The sequence below is a fragment of the Cupriavidus lacunae genome, assembly GCF_003353055.1.
Lineage (GTDB): Bacteria > Pseudomonadota > Gammaproteobacteria > Burkholderiales > Burkholderiaceae > Cupriavidus > Cupriavidus lacunae.
The window spans coordinates 25,781-42,070 of record NZ_QKWJ01000004.1; the positions used below are offsets into that span (position 1 = coordinate 25,781).

17 protein-coding genes are annotated in these 16,290 nt (G+C 66.4%); 9 read left to right on the forward strand and 8 right to left on the reverse strand.

Going from position 1 to position 16,290, the window contains the following annotated elements; translation table 11 throughout:
- Positions 1-708, forward strand: a complete 708-nt coding sequence (locus DN412_RS05005; RefSeq protein ID WP_078199578.1) for a sulfite exporter TauE/SafE family protein — start codon at positions 1-3, stop codon at positions 706-708.
- Here DN412_RS05005 and DN412_RS05010 read toward each other — a convergent pair.
- Positions 705-1,742, reverse strand: a complete 1,038-nt coding sequence (locus DN412_RS05010; RefSeq protein ID WP_115013492.1) for a LacI family DNA-binding transcriptional regulator — start codon at positions 1,740-1,742, stop codon at positions 705-707. The two genes, DN412_RS05005 and DN412_RS05010, sit on opposite strands and share 4 nt — an antisense overlap.
- A gap of 59 nt (positions 1,743-1,801) precedes the next feature.
- On the reverse strand, positions 1,802-2,737 hold the full coding sequence (locus tag DN412_RS05015; RefSeq protein WP_115013711.1) for a LysR family transcriptional regulator: 936 nt from the start codon (positions 2,735-2,737) through the stop codon (positions 1,802-1,804).
- Positions 2,738-2,883: 146 nt separating this feature from the next.
- Between DN412_RS05015 and DN412_RS05020 the strand changes: the two genes are divergently transcribed.
- The 4 genes from DN412_RS05020 to DN412_RS05035 are packed head-to-tail and all read left to right on the forward strand — an operon-like array spanning position 2,884 to position 7,111.
- Entirely contained in the window at positions 2,884-3,090 is a 207-nt protein-coding gene (locus tag DN412_RS05020; RefSeq protein WP_115013493.1) for a DUF3311 domain-containing protein, read from the forward strand.
- 14 nt (positions 3,091-3,104) lie between these two features.
- Positions 3,105-4,487, forward strand: coding sequence for a sodium:solute symporter family protein (locus DN412_RS05025; protein ID WP_115013494.1), 1,383 nt, complete (start codon positions 3,105-3,107; stop codon positions 4,485-4,487).
- A gap of 12 nt (positions 4,488-4,499) precedes the next feature.
- Positions 4,500-6,164 carry an amidohydrolase gene (locus DN412_RS05030; protein WP_425267397.1) on the forward strand — a complete coding sequence of 555 codons (1,665 nt, stop codon included), beginning with the start codon at positions 4,500-4,502 and terminating at the stop codon, positions 6,162-6,164.
- A complete protein-coding gene (locus DN412_RS05035; protein WP_115013495.1) occupies positions 6,161-7,111 on the forward strand; it encodes a CobW family GTP-binding protein in 951 nt (316 codons plus the stop codon). The genes DN412_RS05030 and DN412_RS05035 overlap by 4 nt, the downstream gene beginning before the upstream one ends.
- A gap of 30 nt (positions 7,112-7,141) precedes the next feature.
- On the opposite strand, the gene DN412_RS05040 is transcribed toward DN412_RS05035, so the two are convergent.
- Entirely contained in the window at positions 7,142-8,047 is a 906-nt protein-coding gene (locus DN412_RS05040) for a YihY/virulence factor BrkB family protein (RefSeq protein WP_115013496.1), read from the reverse strand.
- A gap of 269 nt (positions 8,048-8,316) precedes the next feature.
- Here DN412_RS05040 and DN412_RS05045 point away from each other — a divergent pair, with 269 nt between their 5' ends.
- Positions 8,317-9,681 (forward strand): serine hydrolase domain-containing protein, encoded by a 1,365-nt coding sequence (locus tag DN412_RS05045; protein WP_115013497.1) that lies wholly within the window; start codon positions 8,317-8,319, stop codon positions 9,679-9,681.
- A 68-nt stretch (positions 9,682-9,749) separates the two neighbouring features.
- Here DN412_RS05045 and DN412_RS05050 read toward each other — a convergent pair whose 3' ends face one another.
- Complete coding sequence (locus DN412_RS05050) at positions 9,750-10,358, reverse strand: cysteine hydrolase family protein (RefSeq protein WP_115013498.1); 609 nt, start codon at positions 10,356-10,358, stop codon at positions 9,750-9,752.
- Positions 10,359-10,565: 207 nt separating this feature from the next.
- Between DN412_RS05050 and DN412_RS05055 the strand changes: the two genes are divergently transcribed.
- Positions 10,566-11,537, forward strand: coding sequence for a GlxA family transcriptional regulator (locus DN412_RS05055; protein ID WP_115013499.1), 972 nt, complete (start codon positions 10,566-10,568; stop codon positions 11,535-11,537).
- Here the strand turns inward: DN412_RS05055 and DN412_RS05060 are convergent.
- Positions 11,530-12,219 carry a phosphatase PAP2 family protein gene (locus DN412_RS05060; RefSeq protein WP_115013500.1) on the reverse strand — a complete coding sequence of 230 codons (690 nt, stop codon included), beginning with the start codon at positions 12,217-12,219 and terminating at the stop codon, positions 11,530-11,532. The genes DN412_RS05055 and DN412_RS05060 overlap by 8 nt on opposite strands.
- A gap of 120 nt (positions 12,220-12,339) precedes the next feature.
- On the opposite strand from DN412_RS05060, the gene DN412_RS45810 reads away from it, so the two are divergent.
- Together DN412_RS45810 and DN412_RS05070 are read left to right on the forward strand one after the other, a co-directional pair.
- On the forward strand, positions 12,340-12,531 hold the full coding sequence (locus DN412_RS45810) for a hypothetical protein (RefSeq protein WP_425267398.1): 192 nt from the start codon (positions 12,340-12,342) through the stop codon (positions 12,529-12,531).
- 180 nt (positions 12,532-12,711) lie between these two features.
- Complete coding sequence (locus DN412_RS05070; RefSeq protein ID WP_115013502.1) at positions 12,712-13,191, forward strand: GNAT family N-acetyltransferase; 480 nt, start codon at positions 12,712-12,714, stop codon at positions 13,189-13,191.
- Positions 13,192-13,258: 67 nt separating this feature from the next.
- On the opposite strand, the gene DN412_RS05075 is transcribed toward DN412_RS05070, so the two are convergent.
- The 3 genes from DN412_RS05075 to DN412_RS05085 form a co-directional block, all read right to left on the reverse strand.
- Positions 13,259-13,498: a hypothetical protein gene (locus DN412_RS05075; RefSeq protein WP_115013503.1), complete on the reverse strand. Its 240-nt coding sequence runs from the start codon at positions 13,496-13,498 to the stop codon at positions 13,259-13,261.
- A 567-nt stretch (positions 13,499-14,065) separates the two neighbouring features.
- Positions 14,066-15,178: a CaiB/BaiF CoA transferase family protein gene (locus tag DN412_RS05080; RefSeq protein ID WP_115013504.1), complete on the reverse strand. Its 1,113-nt coding sequence runs from the start codon at positions 15,176-15,178 to the stop codon at positions 14,066-14,068.
- 78 nt (positions 15,179-15,256) lie between these two features.
- Complete coding sequence (locus tag DN412_RS05085) at positions 15,257-16,249, reverse strand: tripartite tricarboxylate transporter substrate binding protein (protein ID WP_115013505.1); 993 nt, start codon at positions 16,247-16,249, stop codon at positions 15,257-15,259.
- Between the last annotated feature and the right edge of the window lie 41 nt (positions 16,250-16,290).

Genomic DNA, 16,290 nt, shown 5'->3' on the forward strand with positions numbered 1-16,290 from the left:
ATGGACATGACATTGTTCAGCGTCGGCGTGGCGGTCTTTACCGGGGCGCTGGTCCAGGGCGCGACCGGCATGGGCTTCGCGTTGATCGTGGTGCCGGTGCTGGCGCTGGCCGCGCCGGCGATGCTGCCCGGCGCGCTGCTGCTGGCGATGCTGCCGCTCAACGCTTACGTGGCCTGGCGCGAACGCCATGCCATCGACCTGCGCGGGGCCGGCTGGATCAGTGCCGGGCGGCTGGCCGGCACCTTCGGCGGGCTGTGGGTGTTGGTGGCGATGCCGATGGCGTGGCTCAACGCGCTGGTCGGCGGCAGCACCATTGCCGCGGCAGTGGTGTCTTTGCTGGCGCCGGCCTTTACACCGGGGCGGCTGACCTTCGCCTCCACCGGCCTGATTACCGGCGTAACCGAGACCGCCACCGGTGTCGGCGGCCCGCCGCTGGCGCTGGCTTACCAGCATGCGCCGGTGGCCACGCTGCGCGCCACCGTGGCGCTGTGCTTCCTGGTCGGTGAAACGATCTCGCTGGTGGTGCTGGCATTGAGCAACCGGCTCGGCATGGAGCAGGTGCTCTATGCGATCGGGCTGCTGCCGGTGCTGATCGTCGGCATGGTGGCCAGCCACCTGGTGCACAAGCGCATCAACCAGCGCATGCTGCGCATCGGCGTGCTGGTGTTTGCGCTGGTCTCGGGTGCCGTGGTGCTGCTGCGCGGCTAGGCGCCAGGCGTCGAGGATGCCCGCACCACCAGTTCCGGCGCGGGGCCGGTGATCACGTCGCGGCTGCGGTCGCCGGACAGGTGCGCGAACAGCAGTTCCACTGCCAGCGATGCCACGCGCTCCAGGTGCAGGTTGACCGCGGTGACCGGCGGCTGCGCGCTGCGGGCGCGGATGCCGTCGTAGCGCGTCACCACCAGCACATCGTCGGGCACGCGCTTGCCCAACCCTTGCAGGTGGGCCATGGCGCCCACCGCAAACGCATCCACCGGCGCGCACAGCGCATCGAGCGCCGGCATCTGCGCCAGCAATTGCGCGCAGGCTTCGGCGCCGGCGGCTTCACCGTGTTCCTCGGCCGCCTTGACGACATGGCAGGGCAGGCCCATCGCCCGCGTGAACTCGCGGTAAGCGCGTTCGGTTTCCACATACGATTGCCGCGGCGCCGCCCCGATCATCAGCCCAATATGCCGGCGCCCGTGCCCGTGCATATGTTCCAGCAGCAACTGCGCGGTCAGGGCCGATTGCAGGTCCACGCAAGGCACCGGCGTATCGGTCAGCGGCTCGCGTCCGATCGACACGATGCTGACGCCGCGTTCGCGCAGCCGCGCGATATGCGGATCGCCCGCGATCGGCTCGATCACGATCGCGCCGTCGATATCCAGCGTATCGAGCAGGCCCGCGGCGCCTTCCAGCGGCGGCACCAGCACCACGCCCAGCCCGCGCCCCATGGCTGCCTCGGCGGCAATTGCCGCCACCTCCATCATGAACCCGAGCCGCGACGTGCCGCCCGCCACCGCGAACGGCATCGACGACAGCAGTGCGATGCAGTTGGCCCGGCCCGACTGCAGCCGCTGCGCGCGCACGCTGGGCCGGTAGCCCAGCTCGGCGGCCACGCGCTTGACGCGCGCGCGGGTGGCCGGGTCCAGCACGCCGCGGTCGTTGAGCGCGTGCGACACCGTGGTCAGCGACACGCCTGCGGCGCGGGCGACGTCGTGGATGGTGAGGCGGCGAGGGCGGTCTGGCGTGGATTCGGTCATGCGGGACACGGGCGATGGTTCAGGGCGGAGCATACAACAGTGGCCGCTATGCAGTAGCTTCAGCGGCGCCCGTTGGCACCGCCGGCTTCGGACGACAGCTCCTTCCAGTGTTCGCGCGTGAACCCGTAGAGCACCTCCAGCGCCGGCGACAGCGAGCGCGCCGCCATGCGCGCGATGCCATAGCGGCCGCAGCGGCGCGGATCGGGCGGCATCGGCACTTCGGCCATCAGCCCGGCGGCGCGTTCCTGCCGCGTGATCGACAGCACGCCGAACAGCAGCGTGTCGCTGGCCAGCGACACGCTGCGCAGCATGTCGAGGTTGTCGCAATGCAGGGTGAAGAGCTTGTCCGGCGCGGCCCCCGGCCCCCATAGTTCCGCCAGTTGCCGGCTGACGATGGTGCTGAGCGTGGTGGTCGCCACCGGGTAGGCGCGGATGGTCTCGATATCGATGTGGCGCTTGCGCAGGATCGGGTGCCCGGCGCGGCACACCAGGCCCGCAGGCAGGTCACCCAGTGGCTCCACGTCGATGTCGTCGGCCGCGCGCAGCACATAGGCATCGCCGACGATGGCGTCGATGGTCTCGTTGCGCAGGGCCTCCAGCAGGGCGCTGGTGGCGCCGGTCTCGGTGCGCACCTTGATGCGCGGGTGGGCCTGCGCCATGTGGATCAGGAACGGCGTCAGCAGCAGCGCCGCAGGCGCGGGCGCCACCCCGATCGTCAGCGAACCTTCCTCGCCGCCGCGCAGCAGGTCCAGGTCGCGCCGCAGCTGGCGCTCTTCCAGCCGCATGCGGCGCGCGCGGTCGGCCACCAGCTCGCCGAATACCGTCAGGCGCGCGCGCCGCGCGCCGCGGTCAAAAAGTGGCGCCTTCAGTTCGTCCTCCAGCGCGCGGATGCTGCGGCTTAGCGCCGGCTGCGTCAGATGTACGGCACGGGCCGCTTCGGAGAAGGTGCCGTGCTCGACCACGGCGAGCAGGTGCAGAAGTTTCTGTGTGTCCATGCGGAAAACCATGCGCGTTTGTTATGGGAGCGGTTCAACATTTGCATTTGAATCATACCTCGGCGCTCCCTATGATGAGCGCAACACAAGAGCGGATCCCCAACGAGGGCTACCGCCAACCGTCCATCGGAAACCGGAGACAAGACATGCTCAAGCTGTTTATCGGCCTAGGCCTGCCGTATATCGGCGTGATCGGGATGCTGCCCTGGGTGGCATCGGTCGATCGCTTCGTGCTCGGCGTGCCCTTTATCTACGCCTGGATCTTTGCCTGGTTCGTGCTGACCTCCGCCTGCATGCTGGCGTGCTGGCTGCTGTTCGACCGCCACGCCGCCGACGCGGCGCACGAAGCCTGAACCCGGAGCCGGCCATGACCACAGCAGTATTCCTGGGCTTTATCGTTTTCTCGCTCTACCTCGCAATCCGCTCCAAAAAGGGCCGCGGCACGCAGAGCATGCATGATTTCTTCGTGGCGTCGCGGCAGTTCGGCGCCTTCCTGGTGTTCTTCCTGGCGGCGGGCGAGATCTACAGTATCGGCACCATGGTGGGCTTTCCGGGCGGCATCTATGCCAAGGGACCGACCTATGGCGTCTGGTTCCTCGGCTACATCCTGCTGGCCTATCCGCTCGGCTACTTCCTGGGCCCGAAGATCTGGCAGGCCGGCGCGCGCTACAACGCCATCACGCTGCCTGACCTGTTCAAGGGCCACTATGGCAGCCGCGCGCTCGAACTGATCGTGGCGGGCTCGTCGATCCTGTTCCTGCTGCCCTGGGGCCAGCTGCAGTTCACCGGGCTGGTGGCCGCGCTGAAGGGGCTGGGCTGGGAGTTCGATCCGGTGTACCTGGTGATGATCTCAGCCGCGCTGGCCTTTACCTACATCGCCATCTCCGGCGTGCGTGCATCGGCCTATATCGCCATCCTCAAGGACATCCTGATGGTGGTGGCGATCGTCGCCACCGGCGTGGCGGTAGGCTGGAAGGCGGGCGTTGGCGACGTATTCCATGCCGCCAGCTTGCACGTCAGCAACCAGATGAGCGATACCCAGCTGCGCTTCTCGATGAGCACCATGCTGTTCCAGGCGCTGGGCTTCTACGTGATGCCGTTCGCGGTGCAGAACTTCTTCACCGCCAAGAGCGCCAACACCATCCGGCGCACACAGGTGGCCATGCCGCTGTACATGCTGATGTATCCGTTCCTGGTGCTGGCGTCGTACTACGCCATCAGCCAGAACCTGCAGCTCGCGTCGCCCAATGAGGCCTTCTTCGCGGCGGCGGTGCGGCTGCTGCCAGGCTGGCTGCTGGGCCTGGTGGCTGCCGGCGCGGCGCTGTCCGGCCTGCTGGTGCTGGCCGGCATCTGCCTGGCGATCGGCCCGATCGTCACGCGCAACCTGCTGCCGGGCATGCCCGAGGCGCGCCAGAAGCAGGGTGCCAAGGTGGTGATCGTGATCTACCTGGTGCTGTCCATCGCCATGACGCTGGCCACGCCCAACCTGATGCTGACACTGATCAACACCACCTACTACGGCGTGACGCAGTTCTTCCCTGGCGTGCTGGTGATCCTGTTCTCGCTGAAGGTGCGACCACTGGCGATTGCGCTTGGCATTGTCGCCGGCCAGGCCCTGGCGATCGTGCTGTATGTGCAGCAGGCCGATTTCGGCGGCATCAACCTTGGGCTGATCAGCCTGGGCGTGAACCTGCTGGTGACCGCGCTGGTGAACTACGCCCCCCGCCTGGCTCGCGTGCAGGCAGCCTGAATGACCGGACGCATGCAATCCATGACACAAGACGACACGGCGCGCACGCAGGTAATCGTGGCGCGCAAGATCCTCACGATGGAAGCCGGGCAGCCCGAGGCGACCCACGTAGCGGTGCGCGACGGCAAGATCCTTGCCGTGGGCGGCGCGGCCGAGATGGCCGGCTGGCCGGATGCGGTGCAGGTCGACACCTTTCGCGACAAGGTGCTGATGCCCGGACTGGTGGAAGGCCATTGCCACCTGATGGAAGGCGCGATGTGGGATGCGGTCTACGTCGGCTACTTCGACCGCCGCGACCCGGACGGCAAGCTGTGGCGCGGCCTGCGCACGCTGGAGCAGGTGATAGACCGCCTGGCGGGCGCGCAAAGCCAGCTGCACGACGCGGATACGCCGCTGCTGGCCTGGGGCTTTGACCCGATCTACTTCGGCGCGAGCCGGCTCTCGGTGCGCGAGCTGGATCGCGTGTCTGCCTCGCGGCCCATCGTGGTGATGCATGCCAGCGTGCATCTGATGAACGTCAATTCCGCCATGCTGGCGCTGGCCGGTATCGACGAGGACACCGACATCGATGGCGTGCACAAGGACGCGCAGGGCTTGCCCACCGGCGAGCTGCAGGAGTTCGCGGCGATGTTCCCGGTGCAGCGCGTGCTGGGCAGCGGCCTGTCGCTGGCGGCGGCCGAGAACGCCGAGGCGGTGCGCCGCTTCGGCCGCGTGGCGCAACTGGCTGGCGTGACCACGGCGACCGACCTGGTCAACGACCTGTCGCCCAAGGGGCTGGAAACGCTGCAGGCGGTCACTGCCGAGCCCGGCTTTCCACTGCGCATCGTTCCGGCGTTCTCGCCACAGCGCAATGCGCAGGGCGGGCCGGCGCGCGTGCAGGCCGCCGCGGCGGCCGGCACCGACAAGCTGCACTTCGGCCCGGTCAAGTTCATCGTCGACGGCTCGATCCAGGGCTTTACCGCGCGCCTGCGCGCACCGGGGTATGCCGGCGGCCAGGCCAATGGCCTGTGGCTGATCCCGCCCGAGCAACTGCTCGACGCCTTCACGCCGTTCCACCTGGCCGGCCTGCCGCTGCAAATCCACACCAATGGCGATGAGGCGACCGAGGTGGTGCTGGACGTGCTCGAAGCCATGCTGTCACGCCATCCGCGCGCGGACCATCGCCATACGCTGCAGCATTGCCAGCTGGCCGACCAGGCGCAACTGGCGCGCGCGGCGCGGCTGGGCCTGTGCATCAACTTCTTCTCCAACCACCTGTACTACTGGGGCGATGCGCATGCCGGCCAGACCGTGGGACCGGCGTGGGCCGCGCGCATGAACCCGGCAGGCACGGCGCGGCGCCTGGGCATTCCGTTCGCGATCCATTCCGACGCACCGATCACGCCGCTGAACCCGCTTTTCACGGCGTGGTGCGCGGTGCAGCGCCAGACGGCTTCCGGCCGCGTGCTGGGCGAAGCGGAGCGCCTGCCGGTCGCAGACGCGCTCTATGCCATCACCATGGGCGCGGCCTATACGCTGAAGCTCGATCACCGCATCGGCAGCATCGCGCCGGGCAAGCTGGCTGACTTTGCCGTGCTGGAAGATGACCCGACCGCAGTGGCGCCCGAATGCCTGAAGGACGTGCGCGTCTGGGGCACGGTGCTGGGCGGGCGCGTGTTCCCGGCGCCGGCCCGATGAACGCGCGGCCTCCGATCCCGCTGGTGGTTGTCGGCGGCTACCTTGGCGCCGGCAAGACCACCTTGCTCAACCGCCTGCTGGCCAACGCGCAAGGGCGCCGCATCGCGGTGCTGGTCAATGATTTCGGCGAGATCAACATCGATGCCGCGCTGATCCGCGCGCGCAGCGACGATGTGATCCAGCTGGAGAACGGCTGTATCTGCTGCTCGATCGGCGGCCGGCTGGCCGAGGCGCTGGTGGCCATCGCAGCGCGGGAGCAGCGGCCTGACTTGCTGGTGATCGAGGCCAGTGGTGTCTCTGACCCGCAGCGCATCGCCCAGGTCGGCCTGCTGGATCCGGCCTTCCGGCTCAATGCGGTGCTGGTCGCGCTGGACGTGACCGGCGTGCACGACAGCCTGCGCGATCCGCTGGTCGGCGACATGGTGCGGCGGCAAGTCACAGGCGCGTCAGTGGTGGTGCTGGCCAAGGCCGATCTGGCCCGGGCCGAGGCGGTGGCGCAGGCCGCGGCCACGGCGGGCGCGCTGGCACCGCGCGCAGCGGTCCTGATCGCGCAATCGGGCGAACTGCCTTTGTCTGTCTTTGTCGATGCGGCCTTGCCGCCAGCGCAGGGATCCGGGTCGCTGCTGAGCGGCGCGGGCTGGCGGCGCTTCCCGGATGCCACGCACGCAGACATCCGCAGCGTCGCTTACCAGACTCCCCGCAGCTTCGACAAGGCGCGCTTGCGGCAGGCGCTGGCGACGGTGTCGGTGCGCCTGCTTCGCGCCAAGGGACTGGTCCACCTCGATACCGACCCACGGCTGCATGAGGTGCACTTCGTCGGCGGCAGGATACGGCTGCGCCCAGCGGAATCAGGCGACTTCCGCGGCTCGGCGCTGGTCTTCATCGGTGCCTTCGACGCCGCGGCGGAACAAACTATCCGTGCTTGCATGGCGGCCGCGCAGGCCTGAGGCGCGTGCTGCGGCAATGCCGCCAGGCCGTCAGGTATGAAACTCGCCCGGGGCGCCATCGGGGCCTGGCGGCCTGTGCCAGTTGCCGCGCTCGAACTCCGCAATCACCTGCGCCCCAAGCAGCAGCAAGGTCGCGGCAATCTCCAGGCTCAGCAGCACCACGATCGCTGTGGTGAGCGAGCCATAGACCCGGCTGACTTGCGACAGCGTGGTGAAGTACCACGCCAGCACATGGCGCGAGATCTCCCACAGCACCGCCGCAATCACCGCGCCACACAGTGCATGCCGCAGCGACAGGCTGCCAACCGGCATCACCATGTAGATCGACGTGAGCATCAGCACCTCGCCAATGAAGCCGAGCAGGTAGAGCAGGCCGGTCGAGAGCCGGCCCAGCGACCAGTCGTGGCCCAGCACTTCCACATGCCGTTCGCCAATGGCCAGCAGGCTGCCTGACACCACCGTGACCAGCAGCAGGCCCACGCTCAGTACCGCGATGTAGCAGTAGGGCAGCAGCGCCGAGACCAGGAAATGCCGGCGCCGGATTGCCACGCGGTGTTCGAAGACGACCGACATGGCATTCTCCAGCACGGTGAAGGCGAGCGAGCTGAAGAACAGCATGGTGCCAAGCAGCACCCAGCCGATGGTGCCGCGGTTGCGCAGGAAGGCGGCCAGCTCGGTGATCAGCGCCCTGGACTGCCCCGGCACCACCCACTCCAGGTAGCGGGCGAGCGTGGACAGCAGCAGGTCTGGTTCGATCACGTGCGACAGTGCGATCACCATCAGGATCAGCAGCGGCACGATCGACAGCAGCGCGTAGTAGGCCACCGCACCGGCCAGCAGCAGGCCCTGGTTGGCGCGGAACTGCCTGAGCGTGTGCCAGGCAAAGCGCCCCGGATGACGGAGCAGGTCGCGGACGCGGGCGTCTAGAAGCTGCATGGCGGACGTTGGGGAGGAGCGGTTTCGCCATTATGCGGCTTGCGGTGCCGGTGTAGTTGAACGGCGCCAATCGCTGCGCTGCACACTTCTGGCACCGCTGCCACCGCCCGACATTCCACCGGGTTATGCCTCCATTCCGAATACATCATTGTGGTCATGGCCCGCGGCCTGCAACATGGCGCCCGCGGCCTGCGCCATGCGGGCTTGCATCTCATGCACATAAGGCGGCGCACCGTGCGTGCAGCCGCTTCGATAAGGATGGAGACAGCATGCAAGTGCAAACGGTGTCGCGCGGGACGGGATTCAGGCGCAGTCTGGTGTGGTTGGCGGTGGCGCTGCTGGTGACGCCGATGAGCGTGTCGCTGGCGCAGGGCGGCGGCCAGCCGTCGGCCGCTGCCGAGGACGAGGTCATGCAGGGCTTCCCGCCGCCGCCCGACAAGCAAGTCAGCCGCGGCAACGGCCTGCGCCCGCCGTATATGCGCTGGGCGTTCCGGCATGCGCGCGAGATGTCGTTCACGGCGGGTATCCGGCACGCCAGCCAGCCGCTGGCACTGGCGGGTCAGCCGGGTACCGGGCTGGACGGCACCACGTTTGCCATCGCGGGAAACACCATCCGGCTGGCCGACTACCTGCGCGATACCCATACCGACGGCTTTATCGTGCTGCACCAGGGCAAGGTCGTGTATGAGCGCTACCTCGCGGGGTTTGATCCTCACCAGCCGCATATCTGGGCCTCGATGACCAAGTCCGTCACCGGTCTGCTGGCCGCCATGCTGGTCGAGGAGGGCAAGCTCGATCCGCAGGCCCGGCTGGCGCAGTACGTGCCGGAGCTGGCCGGTAATCCGTTCGGTGAGGCCACGGTGCAGCAGAACTTGGACATGGAGGTGCCGGTGGGCTACCCGGAGGCGCTGCCGCCGGACCTGGGGCTGTTCGGGGCGGTGGGGATCGTGCCGAGCAAGCCGGATGCGCCGGACACCATCTATGACTTCCTCAAGGTGGTCCACGCCACCGGCGGGCGCGATGCGGGCGGCGAGGGCGGCGTCTGGTACTACCAGAACGGCTCGCCGGAAGCGGTGGCATGGGCGCTGCGGCGCATTACCGGCAAGAGCTGGGCGCAACTGGTGACTGAGCGGCTGTGGTCGCGCTTTGCCGACGATGATGCCTACACTCAGGTGGACCGCCAGGGCACGGAAATGGCCAGCGGCGGGATGAATTCCACACTGCGCGACGCCGCCCGCTTTGCCGAGGCCGTGCGCCGGGCAGCGGCGGGCGATGCTTTGGGCGGGATCTCGCCGGCGGCGGTGCGTATCGCGCTGCAGCCGGCCGGCAACCAGGCCCGCTTTGCGCGCGGCAATACCATGCCGGGCCGCGACGGCTATGGCTATCGCAACTACTGGTTCCAGCGCAACGACGGCGACGGCAGCATCGAGGCCAGCGGGCGCTTCGGCCAGAAGATCTACATCAACCCGGCCAAGGAACTGACCGTGGTGAAGTTCTCCGCCAGCCCCGACGGCGCAGCGCGTGCCACCAGCGCTGCCGGGGTGCGCAAGCGCGACGATCCGGCGCGCGCGCTGGAATCCGCCGAGGCCATGGTGGCCGCGGCGCTCGCGATCCATCGCGCGGTCAGCCGCTGACCCACGCCGGGCAGGGCCCGGCAACTCCTCCCGACTCACTTCGTTTCGCCGGGGCAGCCCGCTACCGGTCAGACGATCGGCAGCTTCAGCACCTGCTCGGTCGTCAGGATATCGCCGAAGGTGTCGGCAATGGTGGCAAGCGCGGCACGGTGCAGGTCCCGGTGCGGCACCACGCCGCCGGCTGTATCCAGGTCCCGCGTGGCGCAGGCATCCTCCGCCACGATCACGCCGTATCCGAGCGGCACCGCATCGCGCGCCGCGCCCGACACGCAGGCATGGGTCATCAGCCCCGTGATGATCAGGGTCTTGATGCCGGCGGCCTTGAGGCGCTGGTCCAGGTCGGTCGTGGGGAAGACGCTGACTGAGGTCTTCTGCAAGACGGTGTGATGCGCGGCTGGTTGCAGATCGCTGTGGAATTCCACGGTGGCGCTCTGTTCCGCAAAGATGGGGCTGCCAGCGGGCGTCACATGCTGGATGTGGAAAACAGGAATCCTGGCCGCGTCCGCATGAGCGATCAGGCGCTGTGCATTGCCCAGGGCGCGTGGTCCATCCGGAATCGGCATCTTGCCGCTGAAGTACTCGTTCTGGAAGTCGATGACCAGCAAGGCGCTGCTGGCGGCTTCGATGGCGGTGGGCGCCGGTGCGCCGGCGATCGTGCGAATAGTCGGGTGGTTCATGGCTTGTCCTCGTCGACATTGGGAAGAACAGGGCGGCGCCGCTGGCGAGGCAGCCGCCCAATCGCCGCAACCGCGGCATGGGACGTAGTTTCCAACGCGGCCTGAATCGCCGAAAGTGGCCCGATGGACAACATCCGATAGAATCGGGCCAACCAGGGCCATACCACCCAGGCCATCCGACTAACGCCCCCTGCCAGCGAGAAAGCGATGCACACCGTCGCCGTCATTGCCTTCGAAGGCATCAGCCCTTTCCATTTGTCCGTGCCCTGCATCGTATTTGGCGACGACCTGTCCAGGCTGGGCGTGCCGCGCTACCGGCTGGTGATCTGTGGCGAGAAGACCGGACTGATTCAAACCAAGTCCGGGTTCCGGATTGAAGTCGAGCACGACCTTTCGGTGCTGGAACAGGCGGACACCGTCATCATGCCGGCCTGGCGCGATCCCGCGGAGCACCCCCCGCAAGCCCTGGTGGAGGCGCTGCAATCCGCCAGCGCACGGGGCGCGCGGATTGCCGGGCTTTGCCTGGGCACGTTCGTGGTGGCCGAGGCGGGCCTGCTCGACGGCCGTACGGCGGCCACGCACTGGGCGTGGGCCGACGATTTTGCGAGCCGCTACCCTACGGTGCGCTTGGATCGCAATTCCCTGTATATCGACGATGGCGATATCCTGACATCGGCCGGGACGGCTGCCGCGCTGGATTGCTGCCTGCATCTGGTACGCCGCGATCACGGCGCTGAGGTCGCCAACCGGGTGGCCCGCCGCATGGTCGTTGCCCCGCACCGGCACGGCGGCCAGGCCCAGTACATCGAACAGCCGCTGCCCGAGACGGACGGCGCGGACAAACTCAGCGCGACCCTGGACTGGGCCATCGAGAACCTGGAGCAACCGCTGACCCTGGACCGGCTTGCCGACAAGGCCGGGATGAGCCGGCGCAACTTCACCAGGCGCTTCAAGGCGAAGACCGGCACGACGGTGACGCAGTGGATGCTGAACCATCGACTGACGGCGGCCCAGCGTTTGCTGGAGACGACTGACAAGGGTGTCGACCTGATTGCCGAACGGGTCGGGTTTGGATCTGCCGTTTCCTTGCGGCAGCACTTCACCCAGGCATTCGCCGTTTCTCCGTCTGCTTACCGCAAGCAGTTCGGCACTGCAGTGCCGCCGGACAGGATCAGCTGACCTTCATCAGGAAGGAGGCCACCGCGCGGATCTCCTCGAAATTGGTGACCAGCCCAAAGCTCAGCAGGAACATGCCTGCCTGGAACACACCCTGGTGCCGTTCGGAGAAATTCAGGACAGGTGCGGCGATCGGCTTGCGGTACCGCGTCTGAGTCAGCAGCAGGCAAATGGATACACCGAGTATGGCCCCGCACAGCACGTCGGTCGGAAAATGCAGTCCGACAAAAACACGTGCCATGCAGATAACCAGGACGGTATACGCCAGTGCCAGCATGCCAATTCGCCTGGACGCGACCATCACGCCGGTTGCCACGGCGCACCACAACATCGCGTGGTCGCTCGGGAATGAACTCCAGGTTCGCATGCCGTCGTCCGAGGCCAGGAGAAAACGCAGTCCTACATCGGGGTTGGCCAGGGGACGGACGCGGAATGGCAGCCAGGAAGCCAGGAGGCGCCCCAGCACCAACGCGCAAAAACCAGCGACGATCGCTGTGACCACGATTTCACGATCGCGCTGCTTGTCCTCTCCGTCGCGGAACCAGATCCACCACAACAAGGCGATCATGGGTACGCCGCGCAGCATATAGAACTGGGTCATGGCCAGCACCGCGCGGTCTAAGAAGGGCCAGCGGAAAGAAAACTGGTTCAGGAAGTGAATGATGGTGCCGTCGAATTCGTTCATCACCACGCTTTCTTGTAAGAGAATAGTGATTGGCAGGCACTTATCCATATTCGGCGAGTATAGATTCGGATCATGCCTTGCTCAATGTGAAATATGTCAATTTGGTTAATTGGCGCACATATGTTGCAGCGCATCGAACAAAGGGCACTCGCAATTTTGACGTTCTGCGAAGGCGGCATGTGCGCGTTCATGACTGAATGCGAGGGAATGGATCCGCGCGGTGCCCCGGGCCTGGACCCGTTGTGGGCCCTGCTGGACACCACGCCGGAAGGGCGGGGCAAGGATGGGTATCCGGAACGGGACTATGCCTGAAGTATCATCCTGACTGCCAATCAAGCTTCACTCGGTCGGCCTGCCAGTCATGGGCCGCCACACCGCCGGAACCGATGCGCCGCCCCGCCAGGCAACGCCACAAGCAAAGCGACGGCAGGGAACAAGCCGAACGCCGCATTCTCCGCAGCGCCACGGACCTTCACCAATGAAAGAAGAATAATGCAAGCGATCGATCCAGCCGCTGAACCAGTGAAAATCCGGGCCGTCGAGCCGGAGGACTTCCCTGCGTGGAAAGTTCTCTGGGACGGCTATAACGCGTTCTACGGTCGGCACGGTGTCACCGCCTTGCCGGCGGAAATCACGCTCACGACTTGGTCACGTTTTTTCGACGCCTATGAGCCGGTGCACGCGTTAGTTGCAGAACAAGGCGGCGAGTTGATTGGGCTGGTGCATTTTCTCCTGCACCGAAGCACCATCCAACTCAGTCCGAGCTGCTATTTGCAGGACCTTTTCACTGCCGAGGGAGCAAGAGGAAAGGGCGTCGCGCGTCGACTCATAGAGCAGGTCTATGCGCGCGCGAAGACACTGGGCGTGCAGAGAGTGTACTGGCAGACCCACGAGACGAATACGACCGCCATGCGCCTTTACGATACCGTGGCGGAGAAATCCGGATTCGTCGTGTACCGCAAGCAGCTTTGAACCGCGGCGACTACGGAGGTCAGGGGTTGCCGTACGTGGCGCTCTTTCTCCCGGTACAGACACTCTCTCAGCGCAGCCCATGTACATCCTGATTACAGGCGCAGCCGGCTCTGGCACTTCGACCTTGGCCGCAGCCCGGCCCAGCTGCCATCAAGGCATCCAGCTTTGCCTTCACCATTTCAAGCAGGCAGAGCGCGCTGAAGCACGCATCCGAGCGCACGCTTTGCTGCTCCAGCAGTACGAGTACGCCTTCAATGCCAGCAAGTACTTCATGCAGGCACGCGTTGGTTTCGATTGCATCGACCATTACTGACTCCTTACCAGGTTAATGCGCGCCACTCATTTGAAGGTGAGGGTGGCGGGCCAGACAGCGAGTGTGGAAACCAGTCTCCGGGAGAACCAGCCAGCCTTGCGGCTGCCTCGCCTGGCCCGCCATGGAACGATGCGTTCGTGCGAGCACGCAGGAGTGCCGCATGGGATGCGACACTCCTGCCCGGAGACACCTCGGTTCCACGCCCGGTCATCGGCGGTCCGATGACGCAGTCAGTATTTCCTGCCGGAGTCATGCAGGCGATAAGAGAAGTCGCATTCGGAAGGGGCGGGCGAAGCTTGCCGGAACGCGATTGAGTAGGAAATCGCTGAGTCTTGAAACGCGGTACGACCGTGTCTGACTTCGGTGAAGCAGCCCAGGCTTCCCGGGGCCAAAGGTCAAAATATTGTTAATTATTGAAATCCAATAATTATTGGGATCGCATAAAGCACGCTAACTGCTGCAAGTCGAACGCCGGACTTGCCTCGAAACGTGGCACGTAGGGCGCGTGGCACGTTGGACAGGACGCGCTGCGATGGAATTCGTGGCATTCGTGCCGATGGTTTAGGTCGGGGATGCCGGTGCGTTGTGCTCGCCCACCTGAGCCACAAAATCCTCCCCCTCCGGCAGCCCCAACGAAAACCTCACCGGAAAATTCACAGTAATCCCGCCTTCCTCAGGCACGGACCGTACCACTTCCCGAGCCCGTACATGTGGATCCTGAAATAGATCCGTCGCCCCCAGCACCGGCGAGAACGGAATATCCAGCGACCCGAAGAACGCCACCCACTCCGCCAGGTCGCGTGTGCGGAACATCGCCGCCATCAAATCATTGACCTCCACCTTGTGCCCGTGCCGCCCGGCACGCGTGGCAAAGCGCGGATCGCGCAGGGCAGGGAACTCGTCGCCCAGCGCCGCGCACAGGTTGACCCAGAACTTGTTCTCCAGGATACCCATCGCCAGATGCCGGCCATCGCGCGTTTCAAAGAGATCGTTCTCCGGCATCACGGTAGGGGATGCCTGCGGCGATGCCTCATGCCCGCGCGCTGCCCACGCGCCATGGGCGGTCCACGACAGGATCGCGTCATGGATCGAGACATCGAGATGTTGTCCCTGTCCGTTCTGGCGCGCACTCATGATCGCTACCGCAAGCGACAGGGCCGCGTAGCCGGAGGCAGCGTAGTCCGATACCCGCACGCGCGGGCGCGAGACCGTGTCGTGCACCTGGACCGGCGTTGCCCAGTAGCCGGCCAGCGCCAGGTAGTTCAGGTCATGGCCGGCGTGGCTGGCGTAGGGACCCGTCTGACCGAAGCCGGACACCGAGCACATCACGATGGCGGGATTGACCGCTGCCAGCGCTTCATAGCCCAGCCCGAGCCGCGCCATCACGCCGGGGCGGAAGCCTTCGACCACGGCGTCGGCATTGCGGACCAGTTCGAGAAAAGCGTCGCGGCCGGCATCGGTCTTCAGGTCCAGCGCGATCGAGCGCTTGCCACGGTTGAACTGGGCAAACACCGTCGGACCAAGCTGCCGTGCGGTATCGCCGGTGCCGGGCTGTTCGACCTTGATGACATCGGCGCCCAGTTGCCGCAGCAGGCTGCATGCGTGCGGGCCGGGCAGCAACTGGCTGACGTCGATGATGGTGACGTCCTTGAGGCAGGACCATTCTGGCTTCATGCCGGGCCTTTGCGAGAAGAAAGCGAGGGAGAGCGCCGCACGCGCGGATGGCGGCGTGCGGCGGGGTGGGCAGGAGGCTCAGCCCAGGTCGCCGACCATGCCGATCGACTTCATCAGGTCGCCGAAACGCGCGTTGTCGATGGCGACCATGGTGCCGAACTGCGCGGGCGAGGCGCTGCGGCGCAGCTCGCCGGCATTGGCCTTGAGCTGGGCATCGAACACGCCGGCGCTCTGCAGGGCGCCGACGGCGGCGTGCAGCTTCTGCGTCAGTTCGGCCGGGAAGTTGGCCGGCGCGAACAGGCCGCTCCAGTTGTCGATGACAAAGCCAGGCGGCAGGGCTTCGGCCATGGTCGGCACGTCGGGGAAGAAGGGCGAACGGGCGGCGGCGGTGACGGCGAGCACCCTGACCTGGTTGTTGCGCACGTACTGCGTCGCGGTGCCGAGCACCGGCATGCCGAACTGGGTTTGCCCCATCATCATGGCCGTGATGATTTCCGGCGCGCCCTTGTAGGGAATATGCACGGCGTCGCAGCCGGTCTGGTGCAGCATGGTTTCCACCGCAAGATGGGCGATGCTGCCCTTGCCGCCGGAGCCGTAGTTGAACTTGCCCGGCGCTTTCTTCATTGCGGCGATCAGTTCGGCAGCGGTCTTGTAGGGCGACGAGACCGGCACCACCAGCGCGGACGGTCCGCCGGACAGGGCGGTGATCGGCGTGAAGTCATGCGCCGGGTCGTACGGCATCTTGCGGTACATATGCACGTTGATCACGTGCGTGTTGGCCAGGATACCCAGCGTATAGCCATCGGGCGCGGCACGGCGCAGCGCGCTGGCGCCGATGATGCCGCCGGCGCCGGGCATGTTCTCGACCACCAGCGGCTGGCCGAGCTTCTTGCCCAGTTCTGCCGACAGGGTGCGGGCCACGTTGTCGGGCGTGCTGCCGGCGATAAACGGAACGATCAGGCGGATCGGGCGGTTGGGGTAGCTGGATGAAGCGATGGCGGCGCGGGCCGGCAGCAGCAGGCTGCCCAGCGCGGCGGCGCCGGCGGTGGCAAGCCAGTTTCGGCGGTTCATGCGTGGTCTCCGTGGTCTTGTCGAATTGTCCTGATGCCGGC